This is a genomic window from Streptomyces aurantiacus JA 4570 (genome assembly GCF_000414115.1).
Lineage (GTDB): Bacteria > Actinomycetota > Actinomycetes > Streptomycetales > Streptomycetaceae > Streptomyces > Streptomyces aurantiacus_A.
Genome location: NZ_AOPZ01000151.1, coordinates 52,082 through 68,148 on the forward strand (window position 1 = coordinate 52,082; position 16,067 = coordinate 68,148).

Annotated in this window: 17 protein-coding genes and 1 pseudogene; 11 read left to right on the forward strand and 7 right to left on the reverse strand. The window is 73.5% G+C overall.

What is annotated here, in order from left to right:
* Positions 1–87 precede the first annotated feature (87 nt).
* Positions 88–2,859 (forward strand): discoidin domain-containing protein, encoded by a 2,772-nt coding sequence (locus tag STRAU_RS16750; RefSeq protein WP_016641527.1) that lies wholly within the window; start codon positions 88–90, stop codon positions 2,857–2,859.
* A 21-nt stretch (positions 2,860–2,880) separates the two neighbouring features.
* Here the strand turns inward: STRAU_RS16750 and STRAU_RS16755 are convergent, their stop codons facing one another.
* Positions 2,881–4,104 carry an alpha/beta hydrolase family protein gene (locus STRAU_RS16755; RefSeq protein WP_016641528.1) on the reverse strand — a complete coding sequence of 408 codons (1,224 nt, stop codon included), beginning with the start codon at positions 4,102–4,104 and terminating at the stop codon, positions 2,881–2,883.
* A 258-nt stretch (positions 4,105–4,362) separates the two neighbouring features.
* Between STRAU_RS16755 and STRAU_RS16760 the strand changes: the two genes are divergently transcribed.
* Positions 4,363–4,569 carry a hypothetical protein gene (locus tag STRAU_RS16760; protein WP_016641529.1) on the forward strand — a complete coding sequence of 69 codons (207 nt, stop codon included), beginning with the start codon at positions 4,363–4,365 and terminating at the stop codon, positions 4,567–4,569.
* Between the two features lie 36 nt (positions 4,570–4,605).
* Here STRAU_RS16760 and STRAU_RS16765 read toward each other — a convergent pair whose 3' ends face one another.
* Both STRAU_RS16765 and STRAU_RS16770 read right to left on the reverse strand, forming a co-directional pair.
* Entirely contained in the window at positions 4,606–5,019 is a 414-nt protein-coding gene (locus STRAU_RS16765; RefSeq protein WP_037659935.1) for a hypothetical protein, read from the reverse strand.
* A gap of 39 nt (positions 5,020–5,058) precedes the next feature.
* Positions 5,059–5,307 carry a hypothetical protein gene (locus STRAU_RS16770; protein ID WP_016641531.1) on the reverse strand — a complete coding sequence of 83 codons (249 nt, stop codon included), beginning with the start codon at positions 5,305–5,307 and terminating at the stop codon, positions 5,059–5,061.
* A gap of 348 nt (positions 5,308–5,655) precedes the next feature.
* Between STRAU_RS16770 and STRAU_RS42985 the strand changes: the two genes are divergently transcribed.
* The 6 genes from STRAU_RS42985 to STRAU_RS16795 are packed head-to-tail and all read left to right on the forward strand — an operon-like array spanning position 5,656 to position 9,515.
* Positions 5,656–5,832 carry a hypothetical protein gene (locus tag STRAU_RS42985; protein WP_203227420.1) on the forward strand — a complete coding sequence of 59 codons (177 nt, stop codon included), beginning with the start codon at positions 5,656–5,658 and terminating at the stop codon, positions 5,830–5,832.
* Positions 5,829–6,308 (forward strand): MrpF/PhaF family protein, encoded by a 480-nt coding sequence (locus STRAU_RS16775; RefSeq protein ID WP_016641533.1) that lies wholly within the window; start codon positions 5,829–5,831, stop codon positions 6,306–6,308. Before STRAU_RS42985 ends, STRAU_RS16775 begins: the two co-directional genes overlap by 4 nt.
* Complete coding sequence (locus tag STRAU_RS16780) at positions 6,301–6,633, forward strand: DUF4040 domain-containing protein (RefSeq protein WP_016641534.1); 333 nt, start codon at positions 6,301–6,303, stop codon at positions 6,631–6,633. Before STRAU_RS16775 ends, STRAU_RS16780 begins: the two co-directional genes overlap by 8 nt.
* A complete protein-coding gene (locus STRAU_RS16785) occupies positions 6,630–7,394 on the forward strand; it encodes an MnhB domain-containing protein (RefSeq protein ID WP_203227421.1) in 765 nt (254 codons plus the stop codon). The genes STRAU_RS16780 and STRAU_RS16785 overlap by 4 nt, the downstream gene beginning before the upstream one ends.
* A gap of 10 nt (positions 7,395–7,404) precedes the next feature.
* Positions 7,405–7,752 (forward strand): sodium:proton antiporter, encoded by a 348-nt coding sequence (locus STRAU_RS16790; protein ID WP_037659937.1) that lies wholly within the window; start codon positions 7,405–7,407, stop codon positions 7,750–7,752.
* Complete coding sequence (locus STRAU_RS16795; protein WP_016641538.1) at positions 7,749–9,515, forward strand: complex I subunit 5 family protein; 1,767 nt, start codon at positions 7,749–7,751, stop codon at positions 9,513–9,515. Before STRAU_RS16790 ends, STRAU_RS16795 begins: the two co-directional genes overlap by 4 nt.
* An 18-nt stretch (positions 9,516–9,533) precedes the next feature.
* Here STRAU_RS16795 and STRAU_RS16800 read toward each other — a convergent pair whose 3' ends face one another.
* Positions 9,534–10,214 carry an HAD family hydrolase gene (locus tag STRAU_RS16800; protein ID WP_016641539.1) on the reverse strand — a complete coding sequence of 227 codons (681 nt, stop codon included), beginning with the start codon at positions 10,212–10,214 and terminating at the stop codon, positions 9,534–9,536.
* Positions 10,215–10,231: 17 nt separating this feature from the next.
* Positions 10,232–10,747, reverse strand: coding sequence for an Lrp/AsnC family transcriptional regulator (locus tag STRAU_RS16805; RefSeq protein ID WP_016641540.1), 516 nt, complete (start codon positions 10,745–10,747; stop codon positions 10,232–10,234).
* A gap of 191 nt (positions 10,748–10,938) precedes the next feature.
* Here STRAU_RS16805 and STRAU_RS16810 point away from each other — a divergent pair, with 191 nt between their 5' ends.
* From STRAU_RS16810 to STRAU_RS16820, 3 genes are all read left to right on the forward strand, one after another.
* Positions 10,939–11,634, forward strand: a complete 696-nt coding sequence (locus tag STRAU_RS16810) for a L,D-transpeptidase family protein (RefSeq protein ID WP_037659941.1) — start codon at positions 10,939–10,941, stop codon at positions 11,632–11,634.
* Positions 11,635–11,860: 226 nt separating this feature from the next.
* A complete protein-coding gene (locus tag STRAU_RS16815) occupies positions 11,861–13,369 on the forward strand; it encodes an FUSC family protein (protein ID WP_016641542.1) in 1,509 nt (502 codons plus the stop codon).
* A 144-nt stretch (positions 13,370–13,513) separates the two neighbouring features.
* Positions 13,514–14,563 carry a lactonase family protein gene (locus STRAU_RS16820; protein ID WP_016641543.1) on the forward strand — a complete coding sequence of 350 codons (1,050 nt, stop codon included), beginning with the start codon at positions 13,514–13,516 and terminating at the stop codon, positions 14,561–14,563.
* Between the two features lie 75 nt (positions 14,564–14,638).
* Here STRAU_RS16820 and STRAU_RS16825 read toward each other — a convergent pair whose 3' ends face one another.
* On the reverse strand, positions 14,639–15,583 hold the full coding sequence (locus STRAU_RS16825; protein WP_078621267.1) for a sirohydrochlorin chelatase: 945 nt from the start codon (positions 15,581–15,583) through the stop codon (positions 14,639–14,641).
* Between the two features lie 196 nt (positions 15,584–15,779).
* Positions 15,780–16,067 (reverse strand): annotated as a pseudogene (locus tag STRAU_RS16830) (ATPase); the annotation flags it as partial.

The following is a 16,067-nucleotide window of genomic DNA, read 5'->3' on the forward strand; positions in this document are numbered from 1 at the left end:
AGTTGATGATTCATGTCGCGACCATTGACGTGACTCGTTCACAAAATTTATGGTCCGTGGATCCTCACATCACCACGACGGAGAACAATGACGTACTCCCTGGTATCGCGGCCGCACGCCGTCAGACTGTCCGCGGCGCTGCTCGCCGGAGTGCTCGTCGCGGCGGTCCCGCCGACGGCCACCCCACGGGCCGACGCCGCCTCCGCCACCCCCACCTCGTCCACCGACTGCCGTCGCGGCGGCGGCTGGACGCTCGACAGCACCCGCATCGATCCCAAGGACACCAGCCACGCCTTCGTCGGCAACGGCTATCTGGGCCAGCGCGTCCCGCCCAACGGCGCCGGCTACGCCGACAGCGACGCCAAGACCGGCTGGCCGCTGTTCACCCCGCGCTACGACGGCTCCTTCGTGTCCGGCCTGTACGCGCACAACAAGCGCACCGCCGAGGACCGGCAGGCCGTCGCCGCACTGCCCACCTGGACCCCGCTCACCGTCACCACCGGCGGCAAGGGCTCCGACACCTTCAACTCTTCGACGGCGGCAGGCCGGATCTCCGCCTACCGGCAGAGCCTCATGCTGCACTGCGGCCTCGTCCGCACCACCCTGACCTGGACCGCCGCCGACGGCCGCCGCACCGACCTGGTCTACGAGGTGCTCGCCGACCGCACCGACCCGCACGTGGGCGCCGTACGCCTGAAGATGCGTCCGCACTGGAGCGGGGAGGCGACCGTCACCGACCTCGTCGACGGGCGCGGCGCGCGGCGCGTGCAGCAGACCGGCGGCGGCGACCGGACCGAGGGGCAGCGGCACGGCGGCCGCCCCGGAACGACCATGGACGTCGCCTTCCGCACGGACGGCACCAAGGTCGACGGCGCCGTCGCGTCCACCCTGCGCGCCGGACACGGCACGCACGACGTCCGGGAGCGCCGGGCAGGCGGCGCCAAGAAGCTCACCAACCGCCAGGCGCTCACCCTGCCGGTGCGGTCCGGGCGGTCGTACGAACTCACCAAGTACGTGGGCGTCGACACCGGACTGACCTCGCGCGCCCCCCGCAAGGCCGCCACCGCCGCCTCGCGGCGCGCGGCGGAGCGTGGCTGGGACGGCCTCCTCAAGTCCCACACCGCCGCCTGGGCGCGCCTTTGGCGCAGCGACATCGAGGTGGCCGGACGGCAGCGGGAGCTCCAGACGTGGGTGCGCTCCGCGCAGTACGGGCTGCTCTCCAGCACCCGCAAGGGCGCCGCGAACAGCATCGCCCCCGCCGGGCTCACCAGCGACAACTACGCGGGCCTCGTCTTCTGGGACGCCGAGACCTGGATGTACCCCGGGCTCCTCGCCACCCGGCCCGACCTGGCCAAGACCGTCGTGGACTACCGCTACCGCACCCGCGCGGGAGCCCGCGACAACGCCCGCAAGTTCGGTTACGAAGGGCTCTTCTACCCCTGGAACAGCGGCAGTTCGGGCGACGTGGCCAAGGAGTGCCACAGCGTGGACCCGCCGCACTGCCGCACCCAGATCCACCTCCAGGCCGACATCTCCCTGGCCACCTGGCAGTACTACCTGGCGACCAAGGACACCACGTGGCTGCGCGAGCGCGGCTGGCCCGTGATGAAGGGCATCGCCGAGTTCTGGGCGGGCCGCGTCAGCCGCAACACCGACGGCAGCTACTCCATCAAGGACACCGCGGGGCCCGACGAGTACAGCAACGGCGTCGACGACGCGGTGTTCACCAACGCGGGCGCCGCCACCGCCCTGCGCAACGCCGCCCACGCCGCGAAGCTCCTCGGCAAGCAGGCGCCCGCCCAGTGGACGTCGATCGCCGACAAGATCCGCATCCCCTACGACGCGAAGCGCAAGGTCTTCGAGCAGTACGACGGCTACAAGGGCAGCAGGATCAAGCAGGCCGACACGGTCCTGTTGATGTACCCGCTGGAGTGGCCCATGCCCGAGGGGGCCGCGGCCGCCACCCTCGACTACTACGCGCAGCGCACCGACCCGGACGGCCCCGCCATGACGGACTCGGTGCACGCCATCGACGCCGCCGGGATCGGCGAGCCGGGCTGCTCCACGTACACGTATCTGGAACGTTCCATCAAGCCGTTCGTGCGTGGTCCGTTCGCACAGTTCTCGGAGGCCCGAGGCGAGAAGGCGGGCGCCGATGATCCCCTCGCGGGCTCGCCGGCGCACGACTTCCTCACCGGCAAGGGCGGCTTCCTGCAGATCTTCACCAACGGCCTGACCGGCATGCGGATGCGGGAGGACCGGCTGCGCCTGGACCCGATGCTGCCCCCGCAGCTCGCCGACGGCGTCACCCTGCGCTCACTGACCTGGCAGGGCCGTACGTACGACGTCGAGATCGGCGCGCACCACACCACGGTGCGGCTCACCTCCGGGGCGCCGATGACCCTCGACACGCCCCAGGGCAAGCAGGTCGTCAGCGAGGGCGCCCCCGCCGTCCTGAAGACCCGCCGTCCCGACCTCGCCCCCACCGGCAACCAGGCCCGCTGCACGCCCGCCAAGGCGTCGTCGGAGGAGCCCGGCATGTACGCGGGCGCCGCGGTCGACGGCAACACGGCCACCGCCTGGGTGCCCAACGCGGCGACCGGCACCCTGACGGCCGACCTCGGCGAGCCGGTCCGCGTCGGCGAGGTCACCCCGACGTGGACCGACGTCAAGCCGGAGTCGTACGACATCCAGGTGTCCCTGGACGGGCGGAACTGGCACCCCGTCAAGGCCACCGGAGCCTCCGAGGCCACTGACGGGTCGCGCCTCGCGCGGTACGTACGGGTCACGGTGCGCGGCGCGGCACAGGCCAAGAAGCACCCGGGCATCGCGGAACTCGCGGTGAAGCGGGTGGAGTAGGGGCGCCCCCGGCGGCCTGCCTCAGCCGGCCTTCGCGGCCCTGTCGAAGAACCTGACGATCTTCGGCAGGGCCTGCCCCACCGACTGGTTGTGGTCGAAGCCGCTCCCGACGTCGGTGATCCGGTACGGGGCGCCGTTCTCCTTCAACTGCCGCGCGCAGTACTCGGAGTGGGAGGAGTCGACGTCCCGGTCGCCCCCGCTGTGGTAGATCGCCACCGGTACGTCCGGCTTCCAGTCGCAGGTGCGGTCCAGCGGGCGCAGCTTCTCCTTGAGGATCCCGCCGGGCTTGCGGATCTTGTTCAGGAAGTCCTGCGTGAACAGGTCCCTGGACGCGGGCGGGAGGGCACCGGCGATCTGCTCGGTGGTGTGATGGCCGTCGAAGAGGCGCTCCACCTTCTGGTCGTAGGGGGCGCGGAAGGCGTCGCCGGGCGAGTCGTAGAGGCCGCCGTACGTCTTGTTCCAGGCGGTGGCGAAGTAGGCGAGGTAGAGGCCGGACTTCTCGATCTTGTCGTCGGCCGCGTCGGCCTCGAAGGCGGAGAGGTGGAAGGGGCCGCTGACCGGGGCGAGAGCACCCGGCCGGAAGTAGCGGTCGGCGCCCTCCTGCTGGAGTGCCCGGCCCACCATCATGGTCGCGGGACCGCCCTGCGAGAACCCGCTGACCTGCACCTTCCGCTCCAACTCCCGGCCCTCACGGTGGGCGAGAGTCCGGGCGGCGCGCAGCCCGTCCACGGAGGCGGCGACCGTGGCTCTTGGGTCTCCGTACGGATGGAAGCCTTCGCCCGAGCCGAGGCCCACGTAGTCGGGGGCCGAGACAGCGCGCCCCGTCGACGCGAACAGCAGCGCGGCCAGCCGGTCGCCCGAGGCCGGGTTCTGGGAGGCGACGTCCTTGCGGTAGACGGTGGTGCCGTGCAGCCAGGAGACGGTGGACAGGCGGTGCGTCCGGTTCTTGGGCAGGACGACGAGCTGGCTGGCGGTGGTGGGGGCGCCCGCGCTGTCCGTGGTGCGGTAGGCGACCCGATAGGCCGTCACGCCATGGCGGACGTGGGGCCAGTCGATCTTCCCCTTGAGTTCGCCGGCCACTTCCTCGGCCGTCAGGTCGGCCACCCGCTCGACGGAGACGAGGGCTCCGCCCTGCGTCCGCCCACGCTCGGCGTCGGCCGCCGAGGCCGGAGCGATCAGCGCGGACGCGCTGCCGAGGAGAGCCGTACCGGCAAGGACCCGGATCCGAGTTCGCTGTGAAGTCATGGATGGATCTTGGCCGTTGACGGCACCGCCGGGACATGGAGCGGCCACCCGGACCACGAGGGGGAAACCCCCATCAGGGTTCCCCTAGGGGCTGCCGCCCCCACGCCCCGTACGAGGCCCCGTGCGACGCCCCGTACGAGGGACACCCCGCATACCCGCGGTCCGGCGCGGGCAGCCATCTCGCCGCTCGGGAAGGACCGGGCGCACTCTTGAGCGACCTCTCAAGGGCGCAACTTCGCAAGAGAACAAGGTGGTTCCATGCGCCGTCCCCTCGTCCTCGTGATCGGAGCGCTCGCCGCGATGGCCGCGCTCACCGCACCGGCCGCCGCCGTCACCGCCGCACCGGCGGCACCCCCGGCGGCGAGCCCGGTGCCGCCCCTGGCCGCTGCCGAATCCCTGATCGGCGAAGGCGTCACCGTTGAAGGCCCCCTCATCAACAACCTGGGGCTGCCTCATCTCGTGTGACGACCTGCCCGCGGACAGGAGACCCGGCGCGGCGTCCTAGCGGTTCGCCAGGCACAGATGGACGTCCTTCTCCTGGTCCCCGAAGGCCGCTCCCTCGCCGCTCACGGCGAACACGGAGGCCAGGAAGGCCCGCAGTTGGTCGACCGCAAGGTAGCCGCCCTGGACGTCGGCGGACACCGGACGCGTCAGCGTGCCCGCCGCGCCCGGCGGGACCGCGTCGGCCGCGCCGGAGATGTCGAAGGTCTCCGTCCACACCGTCGCCCCGCCCGCGCCCGTGTCCGCGGGCGTGGCGACCGGACCGCCGGACCCGTCGGCGCCGCCCGGCCGGTCGGCCGGGGACGCCTGCGGGAAGGCGGTCCGCAGGACGTCGAAGACCGCGGCCGCGTCGTGCGCGGAGCAGTCACTGAGTTCCACCGTGACTTGTGCCGAGGACGGCCCCGTGTCGTTCACTGCCCATCATCCCTTTCTCGTCGCATGTGCTCGTGCTCGTCAGTCCGCGGGCTCGTCCGGCACCGGCCGGTCGGGTCCGGGGCCGTGTGCGTGCGGGGCGCCGCGCCTGCCGGTGCCGGCCTCGTCCGTGTCGGGCACGTCGTCGTCGGCGTCGGGGGCGTTGCCCGTCGCCGCCGCGTCGTCGTCCGGCTCCCAGGGGTCCTCCTGGTCCGTGGCCTGCTGATCGGGCAGGTCCCGCGGCACGGGCGGGCCGTCCTCGTCGACCGACGGGGGGTTCTGGTCGCTCACGGTCGTGCCTCCGTTCCGGGTGGCGTTCCTTCTGGCGTCGCTTCCGGTGGTGTCCCGGGTCTGCGTTCGTTCGCAGGTACCCGTGGCGGTGGCGACGACACCTCGTACTGATCACCGTGTACCGACTCCGGTGATCCGGCCACACGACGGCCGCACGCCGACCACACGAATCGACACCGGTTTCACGGGCGCCGCGCGGGTACCCGGAACGGCCGGGACCACGTCGTGCGTGGCGGCGGCCCCTGAGCCACCACCGGTGGTTCCATGACGGAAAGTAACGAAATCGCCCGCGATGTTGCGGCAAACGTGGTGGCTCGCGGGAGCCATCCGGTATGCGGAGGTGGAGGGGTGAGGGACACGGCCGCCGCGGTGGTCGAGTTCGCCGGCTGGTGGCTGGCGCTCGGCGCCTTGTGGCTGCTCCTGATCGGTTCGGTCGACGGTCTTGAGCTGCTGGTCGGAGCGGGCGTGGGTCTGCTCGGGACGGTGGCCGCGCGGGCGGCCCGGCGAGCGGTGGACGAGCGGTGAACGGCTGGCTGGCGGCCGCCGCCGCGCTGCTGGCCTGCGGCGTCGGGCCCACCCTGTGGGGCGTGGCGACGGGACCCGTACGGCGCCGGGTCGTCGCCCAGAACACCGCCACCCTGCTGGTCTGCCTCGCCACGCTGCTCCTCGCGCAGGGCTACGACCGTTCCTCGTACGTCGACGTGGCGCTGGTCCTCGCGGTCCTCGGGCCCGCGGGCACCCTGGTGTACGCCCGACTGCTCGCCGAGGACCTCAAGGCGGCCCCGCCCACCGGCCGGGCCGGCACCTGGGCGGCCGTCGCCCTCACCCCGCTCGTCGTGGTGCCGCTGTGCGTGGCCGCCGGGCCGGGCAGGGCGGCGCTGAAACTGCTGGCGATCGGGGCGCTGCTCGTCGCGGGCAACATGGTCGCGGCGCGGGCGCTGCGGGGTGCGGGGCGGACGGACTGTGAGGGCGCGGGTCCGGCGGAGGCCGCGCGTGGATGACGTCCTGATCGTGATCACGCTGCTGCTCGTCGCCGCCTCCGCGACCGCCGCGGTGGCCGTGCGGGACCCGGTGCGCCAGGCCCTCGTGCTGTCCCTGCTCGGCCTCACCCTGGCCGCCCTGTTCACCGTGCTGCAGGCCCCCGACGTGGCCCTGTCCCAGCTCGCCGTGGGCACGGCGCTGACACCGCTGCTGCTCACCCTCGCCGTGCGGAAGGTGCACCGGAGGCCGCACACCCGGGACGACGGACGCGGCGGGGAGACCACCGGGAGCACTGAGAGTGCTGGAGCCATCGAGAGCGCCGCGGCCAAGGAGCGGGGCGAGTGAGCCGACGGCTGCGCATGTGGGTCCTGGCCCTGGGCCTGGCGGGCCTGGCCGCTCTGCTCGGCGCCGCGTGCTTCGAGCTCCCGGACTTCGGCGGCGACCAGCACCCCTACGGGGACCGGGCCGTCCGGGCCGCGCTGTCCCACCACACCGCCAACGTGGTGTCCTCCGTCAACTTCGACCTGCGCGCCCTCGACACCCTGGGCGAGGAGAGCATCCTGTTCGGCGCCGTCCTCGGCACGGTCGTGCTGCTGCGCCAGACCCGCGACGAACGGCACGTGGAGCCCGCGCCGGCCCGGGTCTCCCCGCCCGTACGCCGGTACGCGCTCTACGCGCTGCCCGTCACCCTCGTCGTCGGCCTGTACGTCGTCGCGCACGGCCAGTTGAGCCCCGGCGGCGGCTTCCAGGGCGGCGTCGTCGCGGCGACCGCGCTGCATCTGCTGTACATCGCCGTGGACTACCGGGCCCTGCGGCGGATCAGGCCGGTCGGCCGGTACGAGGTCGCGGACGCCGCCGGGGAAGCGGCCTTCGTGGTCCTCGGGGCGGCCGCGATGCTCGGCGGCTCGGCGTTCCTCGCCAACTCCCTGCTTCCGTACGGCGAGTTCAACACCCTCGCGTCCGGCGGGACCGTACCCCTCCTGAACGCGGCCATCGGGATGGAGGTCGCGTCCGCCGTGGTGGTCCTGCTGGCCCGGTTCCTGGACCAGGCCGTCGAGATCGAGGAGAGCCCCAAGCCCCCGTCAACCCCGACGAGCCGGGAGTGAACGCACCGTGATGCACGTCCTGCCGTACCTGGTCGCGGCATGGGTCTTCCTCGTGGGCTGCTACGGCCTCGCGACCAGCCGCAACCTCATCCACGCCGTGGGCTGCCTCGCCGTGTGCCAGTCCGCCACGTACGTCCTGCTGCTCGCCGTCGGCTACCGCGACGGCGGCACCGCGCCCGTCTTCTCCGACCTGGAGCCCGGCTCCCGTCCGGTCGTGGACCCCGTCGTGCAGGCCCTCGCGCTCACCGACGTCGTGGTCGGCGCCACCGTGACCGCTCTGCTGCTCGCCCTCGTCGTCCAAGTCGCCAAGCGGCACGGCACGGTGGACCCCGACGAACTGTCCGAGCTGCGCGGATGAGCCGGCTGCTGCCCCTGATCGTGGCGTTGCCCCTGTTCGGCGCGGCCGTCCTGGTCGCCGCCGGGCGCAAGCTGCCGCGGTTCGCCGCCGAGACCCTCGGCTGCCTCTTCGCGGCGGCCACGGCGGGCCTGACGCTGTACGTCCTCGTGGGCACCTCCTCGCCCGTCGTCGCATGGGCGGGCGGCTGGACGCCGCGCGACGGCACGAGCGTGGGCATCGTGCTGACCGGCGACCGCCTCGCGCTCGGCCTCACGGCCCTGGTGTCCCTCCTCGTCGTGGCCGTACTGGCCTACTCCTGGCGCTACTTCGACGAACCGCCCGAACGGCACGCCGGGTCCTTCCCGGCCCTGGTGCTGCTCTTCGACGCGGGCATGTGCGGCTTCGTCCTCACCGGTGACCTCTTCAACGCCTTCGTGTTCTTCGAGCTGATGAGCGTCATCGCGTACGCGCTCACGGGCTACCGGGTGGAGGAGGCCAAGGCCGTCCAGGGCGCGCTCACCTTCGGCGTCGTCAACTCCCTCGGCGCGTACGCCACGTTGATGGGCATCGCCCTGCTGTACGCGCGCACGGGCGAGCTGGGCATGCGCGCGATCGGCGAACGGCTCGACGCGCGCGGCGGCCCCGACGCCCTGGTCCTCGCCGCGTTCGTGCTGATACTGACGGGCCTGCTGGTCAAGGCCGCGGCCGTGCCCTTCCACTTCTGGCTGCCGGACGCGCACGCGGTGGCGCCCACCCCCGTGTGCATGCTGCTGTCCGGCGTGATGGTCGAGCTGGGGGTGTACGGGGCGGGGCGCGTGTACTGGACGGTGTTCGCGGGCCCCGGCGGCGTCCCGGCGGCCGACGCCGAGCGGGCCCTGGTGGCCCTCGGCGTGGTGACGGCGGTCGTGGGGGCGGTGATGTGCTGGCAGCAGCGGCACGTCAAGCGGCTCCTGGCCTACTCGACGGTCGCCCACACCGGCCTCTTCCTCGTCGGACTCGGCCTGCTCACGCCGGAGTCGACGGCGGGCGTCGCCGTGTACGTCATGGGGCATGCGGGCGTGAAGGCCGCGCTGTTCGCCTGCGCGGGCATCCTGCTCGACCGCTACGGCAGCATCGACGAGCACGAACTGCACGGCCGCGCCCGTGAGTTGCCCGTCGTCGCCGTCCTGTTCGTGGCGGGCGCGCTGGCCCTGACGGGGCTGCCGCCGTTCGGCTCGGGCCTGGGCAAGGCGGTCACGGAGCACGCGGCGGGCGGGTGGCTCACCGTGGTCTTCGTCGGCGTCTCCGCGGTGACCGGGGGAGCGGTGCTGCGGGTCGCCGCGCGCGTGTTCGGCGGGTTCGGGCCGCGGCCCGAGGCGGACTCCGCGTACGAGACGAGCGGCGAGCACGAGGAGCCGGAGACCGAGGGGCTGCTGCGCCGGGTCCCCGACACGATGCTCGCCGTGCCGGCCGTGCTGCTCGCCGCCGCCCTGGCGACCGGCCTGGTCCCGGCGCTCGCCGCGGGCGCCGCCCACGCCGCCGACCAGGCCCTGCCCCACGTCACCGGGGCCACGCCGGCGCCGCACTGGTCGGCGGCCGGGATCCTGCTCGGCCTCCTCCCGGCCGTGCTGGCCGTCGCACTCGCCCTCGTGGCCGTCCGCCGCCAGGACCGCGCCGGTGCGGCGGCCTGGGCCGAGCCGCTGCGCCGCCTCCACTCGGGCCACGTGGGCGACTACGTGGCCTGGCTGCTGGTGGGGGCGGCGCTCCTGGGATCCCTGGTGCTGCCGGGAGTCATCGCGGGCTGAACGGGAGTGCTTGCGGGCTCAGCCGGTCAGCCAGTCGAGCGCCGCCTGCGCCGTGAACTCCTCCTGGCCGCCGCGCAGCAGCAGCTCGGCGGAGGCGAACGCCGGGTCGTCCGCCTGCGCGGCGACGTAGGGAATCGCGACGCACCGCATGCCCGCGGCCCGCGCGGCGAGCGCGCCCGGCGCGGCGTCCTCCAGGACCACGCAGTCGGCGGGCGCGGCGCCGAGGAGCGCGGCGGCCGCGAGGAACACGTCCGGCGCGGGCTTGCCGTGGGCGACCTCGTCCGCCGAGACGAGCGTCGTCAGATGGGTGTCCAGGCCCGTGCCCGCGAGGATCGCCTCGATCGCCGGCCGCGAGGAGCCGGACGCCACGGCCATCGGCACCCCGGCGTCGTACAGCCGCTCCACGAACTTCCGCATCTCCGGGAAGACGCGGGTGGAGGTGCGCGCCAGGTCCAGGTAGCGGCGGTTCTTCTCCGCGAGCAGGTCGGGGAGCGGGGCGGTCAGTCCGTAGCGCTCCTTCCAGAGGGCCAGGGTCTCCTGGGTGGAGATGCCGACGTACGTCTCGTGGTCCTCCCAGGTGAAGTCGGTGATGCCGTGCTCGGCGAGGAGCTGCCGACCCGCTTCGAAATAGTTCGGCTCGCTGTCCACGAGTGTTCCGTCGAGATCGAAGATGACCGAGGTGTGGTTCAAGGCGCTCATGCACCCCAGCATGCCAACTACTTCTCGGCGGCCGCCCTGCCCGCCTGCTTCCCCTGCTTCTCCGCGGCCGCCCTGCCCATCGACTCCACCAGCGGCAGCAGGCGGTGCGGGACGCGCTCGCGCAGCGCCATCTCCGTGCGGGTGCGCACCACGCCCGGGAGCTGGATCAGGCGCTGGATGACGTCCTCCAGGTGCCCGTTGTCGCGCGCGACCACGCGCGTCAGGAGGTCGCCGCCGCCCGTCATCGAGAATGCCTCGATGATCTCCGGCACGGCCGCGAGCGCGTCCCCGACCTCGTCCAGGTGCCCCTGCGTGACCTCGATGTGCACGAACGCGAGGACCGGGTGGCCGAGTGCGGCGGGGGAGAGCTTCGGGCCGGTGCCCGTGATCACGCCGTCCCGCTCCAGGCGGTCCAAGCGCGCCTGGAGGGTGCCGCGCGCGATGCCGAGGACGCGGGCGTACTCCCGCACGCTCGTCCGCGGCTGCTCGAGCAGGAGCCGCAGGATGCGGGTGTCGAGTTCGTCGACGGCCATGGTGCGAGGGTCTCCCGGGTGCGCGAGGTGATCACCGTGACCGTACCAATGGCCCGGCGCGACCGCCGGACGGCTGTTACGGACCTGTTTCACTTCCCCCTGCAACGAGTGCGCCCCCTGAGCGGTCTAGCTGTCGGAACGCGCAACACACCCGTATGGCGCGTACGCAGACGAATGAGGAGTACACCGCAGTGGGGGACATACGCAGACGAGGAATCGTCGCCCTGGGGATCACCGCGCTGGTGGCCCCGCTCACGGTGGCGCTGGGGAGCACCACCGCACAGGCCGCGTCGTGCTCGGCGACGACCGGGCCGTACCAGAAGCAGGTGGAGAAGTTCCTGGGCCGCCCGGTGGACGGCCGCCAGTCGACCGCCGACTGCAAGGCCATCAAGGCATTCCAGACCAAGCACGGCATCAGCCCGAACGCCGGCTACGCCGGATCCGTGACCTGGGGCGTCATGGACCTCATGAACAAGCAGAAGGCGGCGGGCAACAACCCGAACAGGGCGGGCAAGTGCCCGGTCAACAAGGGCCGCATCGCCTGCGTCGACCTGACGCGGCAGCTCAGCTGGATCCAGGACGGCAGGACCCTGAAGTACGGGCCGGTGCCGGTGCGCACGGGCCGCAACGGCTACGAGACCCGCACCGGCCTCAAGAAGGTCTACTGGCGGGACATCGACCACGTCTCGAGCATCTACCACGTGCCGATGCCCTACAGCCAGTTCTTCGACGGCGGCCAGGCGTTCCACTCGGTCGGCATCAGCGTCTGGGCCCCGCCCGGCTCGCACGGCTGCGTGAACATGACGAAGAAGGACGCCGCGAAGTACTGGAACACGCTCCGCAAGGGCGACGACGTCTTCGTCTACGGCCGCAAGCCCGGGACCTGAGCCCGGTGGCCCGTCGGCTGCGTCGGTGTGGCCCGTTGGCCCGCCGACGCACCGGCCCGCGGGCCCGGCACTGGGCCAATGGCCCTGTGTCCAGTGTTCCGGTTGAGCCACCGGGCACCCAGGTGATGTGATGGACCGGTCGATGGCGCTGCGGGATTCCGCGGCGCCTTATTCATGTCGTGATTCATGTCGTGACTGCCGGGACCGTCGAAGGGTGGGCAAAGCTGTGCTGAGGAAGATGTTCGTGGCTCCGGATCCGGGACGCGTGCGGCTGCGCAGCGCGACCCGAGCCGTCCTCGGCATCTCGGTCGCGGTCGCGGTCTGCGGCCTGATCGGGCACACGCTCGTCGCGGCCATCATCGCCGGGCTCGCCGCCCTGCTCGCGCTCTTCACCGTCACCGACGCCACCGTGCGCGGCCAGGCGGTCACCACCGCGCTGCTGCCCGCCGTGGGCTTCCCCGTGCTCGCGCTCGCCGCCGTCCTGCACGACTACCCGGTGGCGCGGGACCTGGTGTTCCTGGCCGTCATGGGCGCCGGGGTGTACGCCCGCCGGTGGGGGCCCCGTGGGCACTCCCTCGGTGTGTTCGCGTTCATGACGTTCTTCGCGGCGCAGTTCCTGCACACGGTGCCCGCGCAGCTGCCCGACCTGTACGAGGCCATCGGCCTGGCGCTGCTCGCGTCCTCGGCCACCCGCTTCGGCCTGTGGTGCTACGAGCGGCGCCTGCCGCCGCCCGCGGTGCCGGCCCTCGCCGAACGCAGGGGCCTCGCGCGGGCGACCACCCGCCAGGCCGTCCAGGCCACCCTCGGCGGCGGCGTCGCCCTCGTCATCGGCCACGCGCTCTCCGGCGACCGCTGGTACTGGGCCGTCGGCGCCACCTGGTGGATCTTCGTGAACACCGTGTCGCGCGGGGAGACCCTGGTCCGCGGCTTCCGGCGGGTGATGGGCACGCTGATCGGCATCGCCGTCGGCGCCGTCGTGGTGCTGCCCCTGCACGGAGCCGTCGTGCCGACCGCCGTGCTCGTCGCCGTCTGCGTCTTCGGGATCTTCTACACCGCCGCCGTCTCGTACACCTGGATGATGCTGTCGGTGACCGTGATGGCGGGCGGCCTCTACGGCCTGCTCGGGGTCCTCGATCCGGGCCTGCTCGCGCTGCGGCTCCTGGAGACCGGGGCCGGCGCGCTCGGCGCGGTGCTCGCCGTGCTGCTCGTGCTGCCCGTCACCACCCACGCCACGACCAACGCCTGGATCGAGCACGCCGTGCGTACCGTGCACGCCTGCACCCGGGAGGCCGCGGCCCGCCTGTCCGGCACGGCCGCCGCCGACCCGGCCCCGCACATCGCCGACCTCGAAGTGATCCTCGGCCGGGTCCGTCTCTCGCTCGCCCCGCTGGTGCACCCGCTCAGCCCGCTGCGCGCCCGGCGCGCCCGCGCGCACCAGGTCATCGCGCTGCTCGACGAGTGCGCGCAGCAGGCCCGCAGCCTGGCCGCCATCGCCGCCGACCCCGAGGCTTCGTACGACGACCGTCTCGCCGCCGCCTGCGAGCGGGTCGAGGCGGCCGTCGAAGCGCTCATCGCCTCGGAGGAGGCACTCGCCGCTCCGCTCGCCCCCGCGGCCGTCAAGCACGCTCCCGTCACCGAACCGGCGCTCGCGCACCTGCACGGCCTGGAGCGCGCGCTCATCGAGCTCGCCACGCCCGTGCGCAGCTCGCCCCGCACGCCGCTGGTCGGTGCCTGACGCCGGATCCGCTGCGGGAACGCCTGGGGCCGCCTGACTGCTGTGTCCAGTTGCGCCCATGTGGTCCAGACCAACTGCTAGCGTCACCTCCGTGGGTGCCGCCCGGGAGGCGGTGTCCCGGGGGCGAGCCGAGAGGGGCATGCAGTGGGCGGCGGGCAGGCGCGGCGGGCGTACATCGGATCCTTCACACAGACGGGCGGGCCGGGCGTCGTCACGGCGGCCTTCGATCCCGCGACCGGGGAGCTGGCCGTCCTGGGCGCGACGGACGCCGTGGCCGACCCGTCGTATCTCGCGCTGTCGCCGGACGGCGGCACGCTCTACGCGGTGAGCGAGACCACCGAAGGCGCGGTCGCCGCCTTCAGCACGGCGGGCGACACCGCCCGACCCCTGGGCGAGCCGGTGCCCGTGCGGGCCGAGGCGCCCACCCATCTCGCCCTGCACGACGGACACGTCCACACCGCGAACTACGGCTCCGGCAGCGTCACCACCGTGCCCGTGCGCAGCGACGGAAGCCTCGCCTCCGCCCCGGCGGCCGTCGTCGAGCACCGGGGCTCCGGGCCCGACCCGGAGCGCCAGGAGGGTCCACACGCCCACCAGGTGCTGCCCGACCCCAGCGGCCGCTGGGTGCTGAGCGTCGACCTCGGCACCGACTCCGTGCGGGTGTGCGCGCCGGACGAGGGCGGGCTCACGCCGCGCCACGAGGTCGCGTTCCGGCCCGGCACCGGCCCGCGGCACCTCGCCTTCCACCCCCGCGGCCACATCGCGTACGTACTCAACGAGCTCACGCCGACCCTCACCGTGTGCTCCTGGGACCCCGCCGACGGCACGCTCCGGCCGCTCGCCGAGACGCCCGTGCTGCCCGCCGGGGCCCATCCCTCGGAGGCCGACGCCTATCCCTCGGAGATCGTCGTCGCTCCCGACGGGCGCTTCCTGTGGACGGCGACGCGCGGCGTGGACGTCATTTCCGTGTTCGCGCTCGACGACGCGGGCGCGGGCGCCCGTCTGACGGCCTGCGAGCCCTGCGGCGGCGTCTGGCCCCGTGACCTGGCCCTCGACCCCTCAGGACGCTTTCTGTACGCCGCCAATGAGCGCTCCGGGGACGTCACCTGGTTCGCCCTCGACGCGGAGACGGGGCTGCCGCGGCGCGCGGGCGCGATCGACGTGCCCGCGGCGAGCTGCGTGGTGTTCGGCTGAGATACGCCGATGGGCCCGCCCCCGATTCGGGGCGGGCCCATCCGCGTCTTGCCGTCGCGTATCGCGTATCGCGCGTCAGTGCACCGGCGCGCCGGACGGCTGCGGCGGGGTGATGCCCAGCGCCGTCGTGTACTTGGAGAGGGCCAGCTTGCCGATCGCCGGGTACGCGCCGAGGGGTTCGGCGACGGCGCAGCCCGCCTCCTTCGCGGCCGCGTCGAGGAGGCTCGCGTCCACCTCCGGGCCGATCAGGTACGGGGCGAGGGCCAGCTGGGCCGAGCCGGAGCCGCGCAGCTGCGCGGTGATCGCGGCGACCGAGCCGTCCTCGTCCAGGGCGGCGGCCATCACCGGCACGGCGAGGCGCGCGGCCAGCAGCATGCCCGTGATCCCGGCGGCCTGCACGGCCTCCTCGCCGCCGACCGTGGCGAGGACGATGCCGTCCGCGGCGGTCGCGACGGTGAACAGGCGGGCGCGGTCGGCACGGGCCAGGCCCGCCTCGGACAGGCGCACGTGCAGGGCCTCGGCGAGCAGCGGGTGCGGGCCGAGGACGTCGGTCAGCTCGGCGGCGGCGCGGCTGTCCATCACGGCCTGCCGGATGCGGCGCATCAGCGCGTTGTCGGGGCCCGCGAGCAGGGGCACCACGACGGCGACGGGGCCCTCGGGGCGGCGGGCGTCCTCGACGCCGGCGGCCAGCGCCTGCTCGTAGCGGGCGGTGCGCTCGGCGGCGGTGTGCGCGAGCACGGCCTGGAGGGTGGGGAACTCGGCCGACGGGCCGGCGTCGGCGTCCGTCCCGTCGACGTAGCCGATTCTGGCGTCCAGGCCGGGCAGCTCGGAGCGCGCGATGGAGACGACTTCCTCGGCGAGGCTGCGCGTGGCCGTGCTGGGGACGCCCGGCACGGCGAGGACGAGCGCGGGCGCGCCCTCGGGAGCCGCGACGGGCTCCGGGCGGCGGTGCCGGCCCGGCTGACGGGGTCGCGGCATTCGTACGGGCAGGCCGGATGCGGGCCCAGTGGGGGAGCTCATGGCGCCGCATGCTACTGGCTTGAGGGGCTTCGCTGTTCGGGGAGGGTGCAGGTCAGCGGTATTAGTCCGCTTTGTCGGATGGGTCGGGGAGCGTATGCCGTAGGGTGATTTGGCGGGTCGTACGCGGGTCCGCGGGGGACGGACGTGGTGCCGGGCGGAAGGCGTCGCTCCAGGGCGTACCAGTCACCCCGTCAAGTCACTCCGTGACGTACAACAGGTGTGGATCGTGCGGGAGCTTGAGGGTCTCCGCCTTCAGGTCGGCGGCGATGCGGACGGCGCCGTCGAGGGGGTCGCCCGCGGCCGGCACGAGGCGGGCGTGCGGGAGACGCTCCGTCAGTTGTGCCTCCAGCGGGTCGAGGAGTACGTCCCCGAGCTTCAGCAGGCCGCCGGTCAGGGCGACTTCGCAGGCGCCGTCGGCGGGGCAGGCCGCGGCCGCCGCTTCGGCGATGTGACCGGCCGCCTCCCGCAGGGCGCGGCGGGCGAC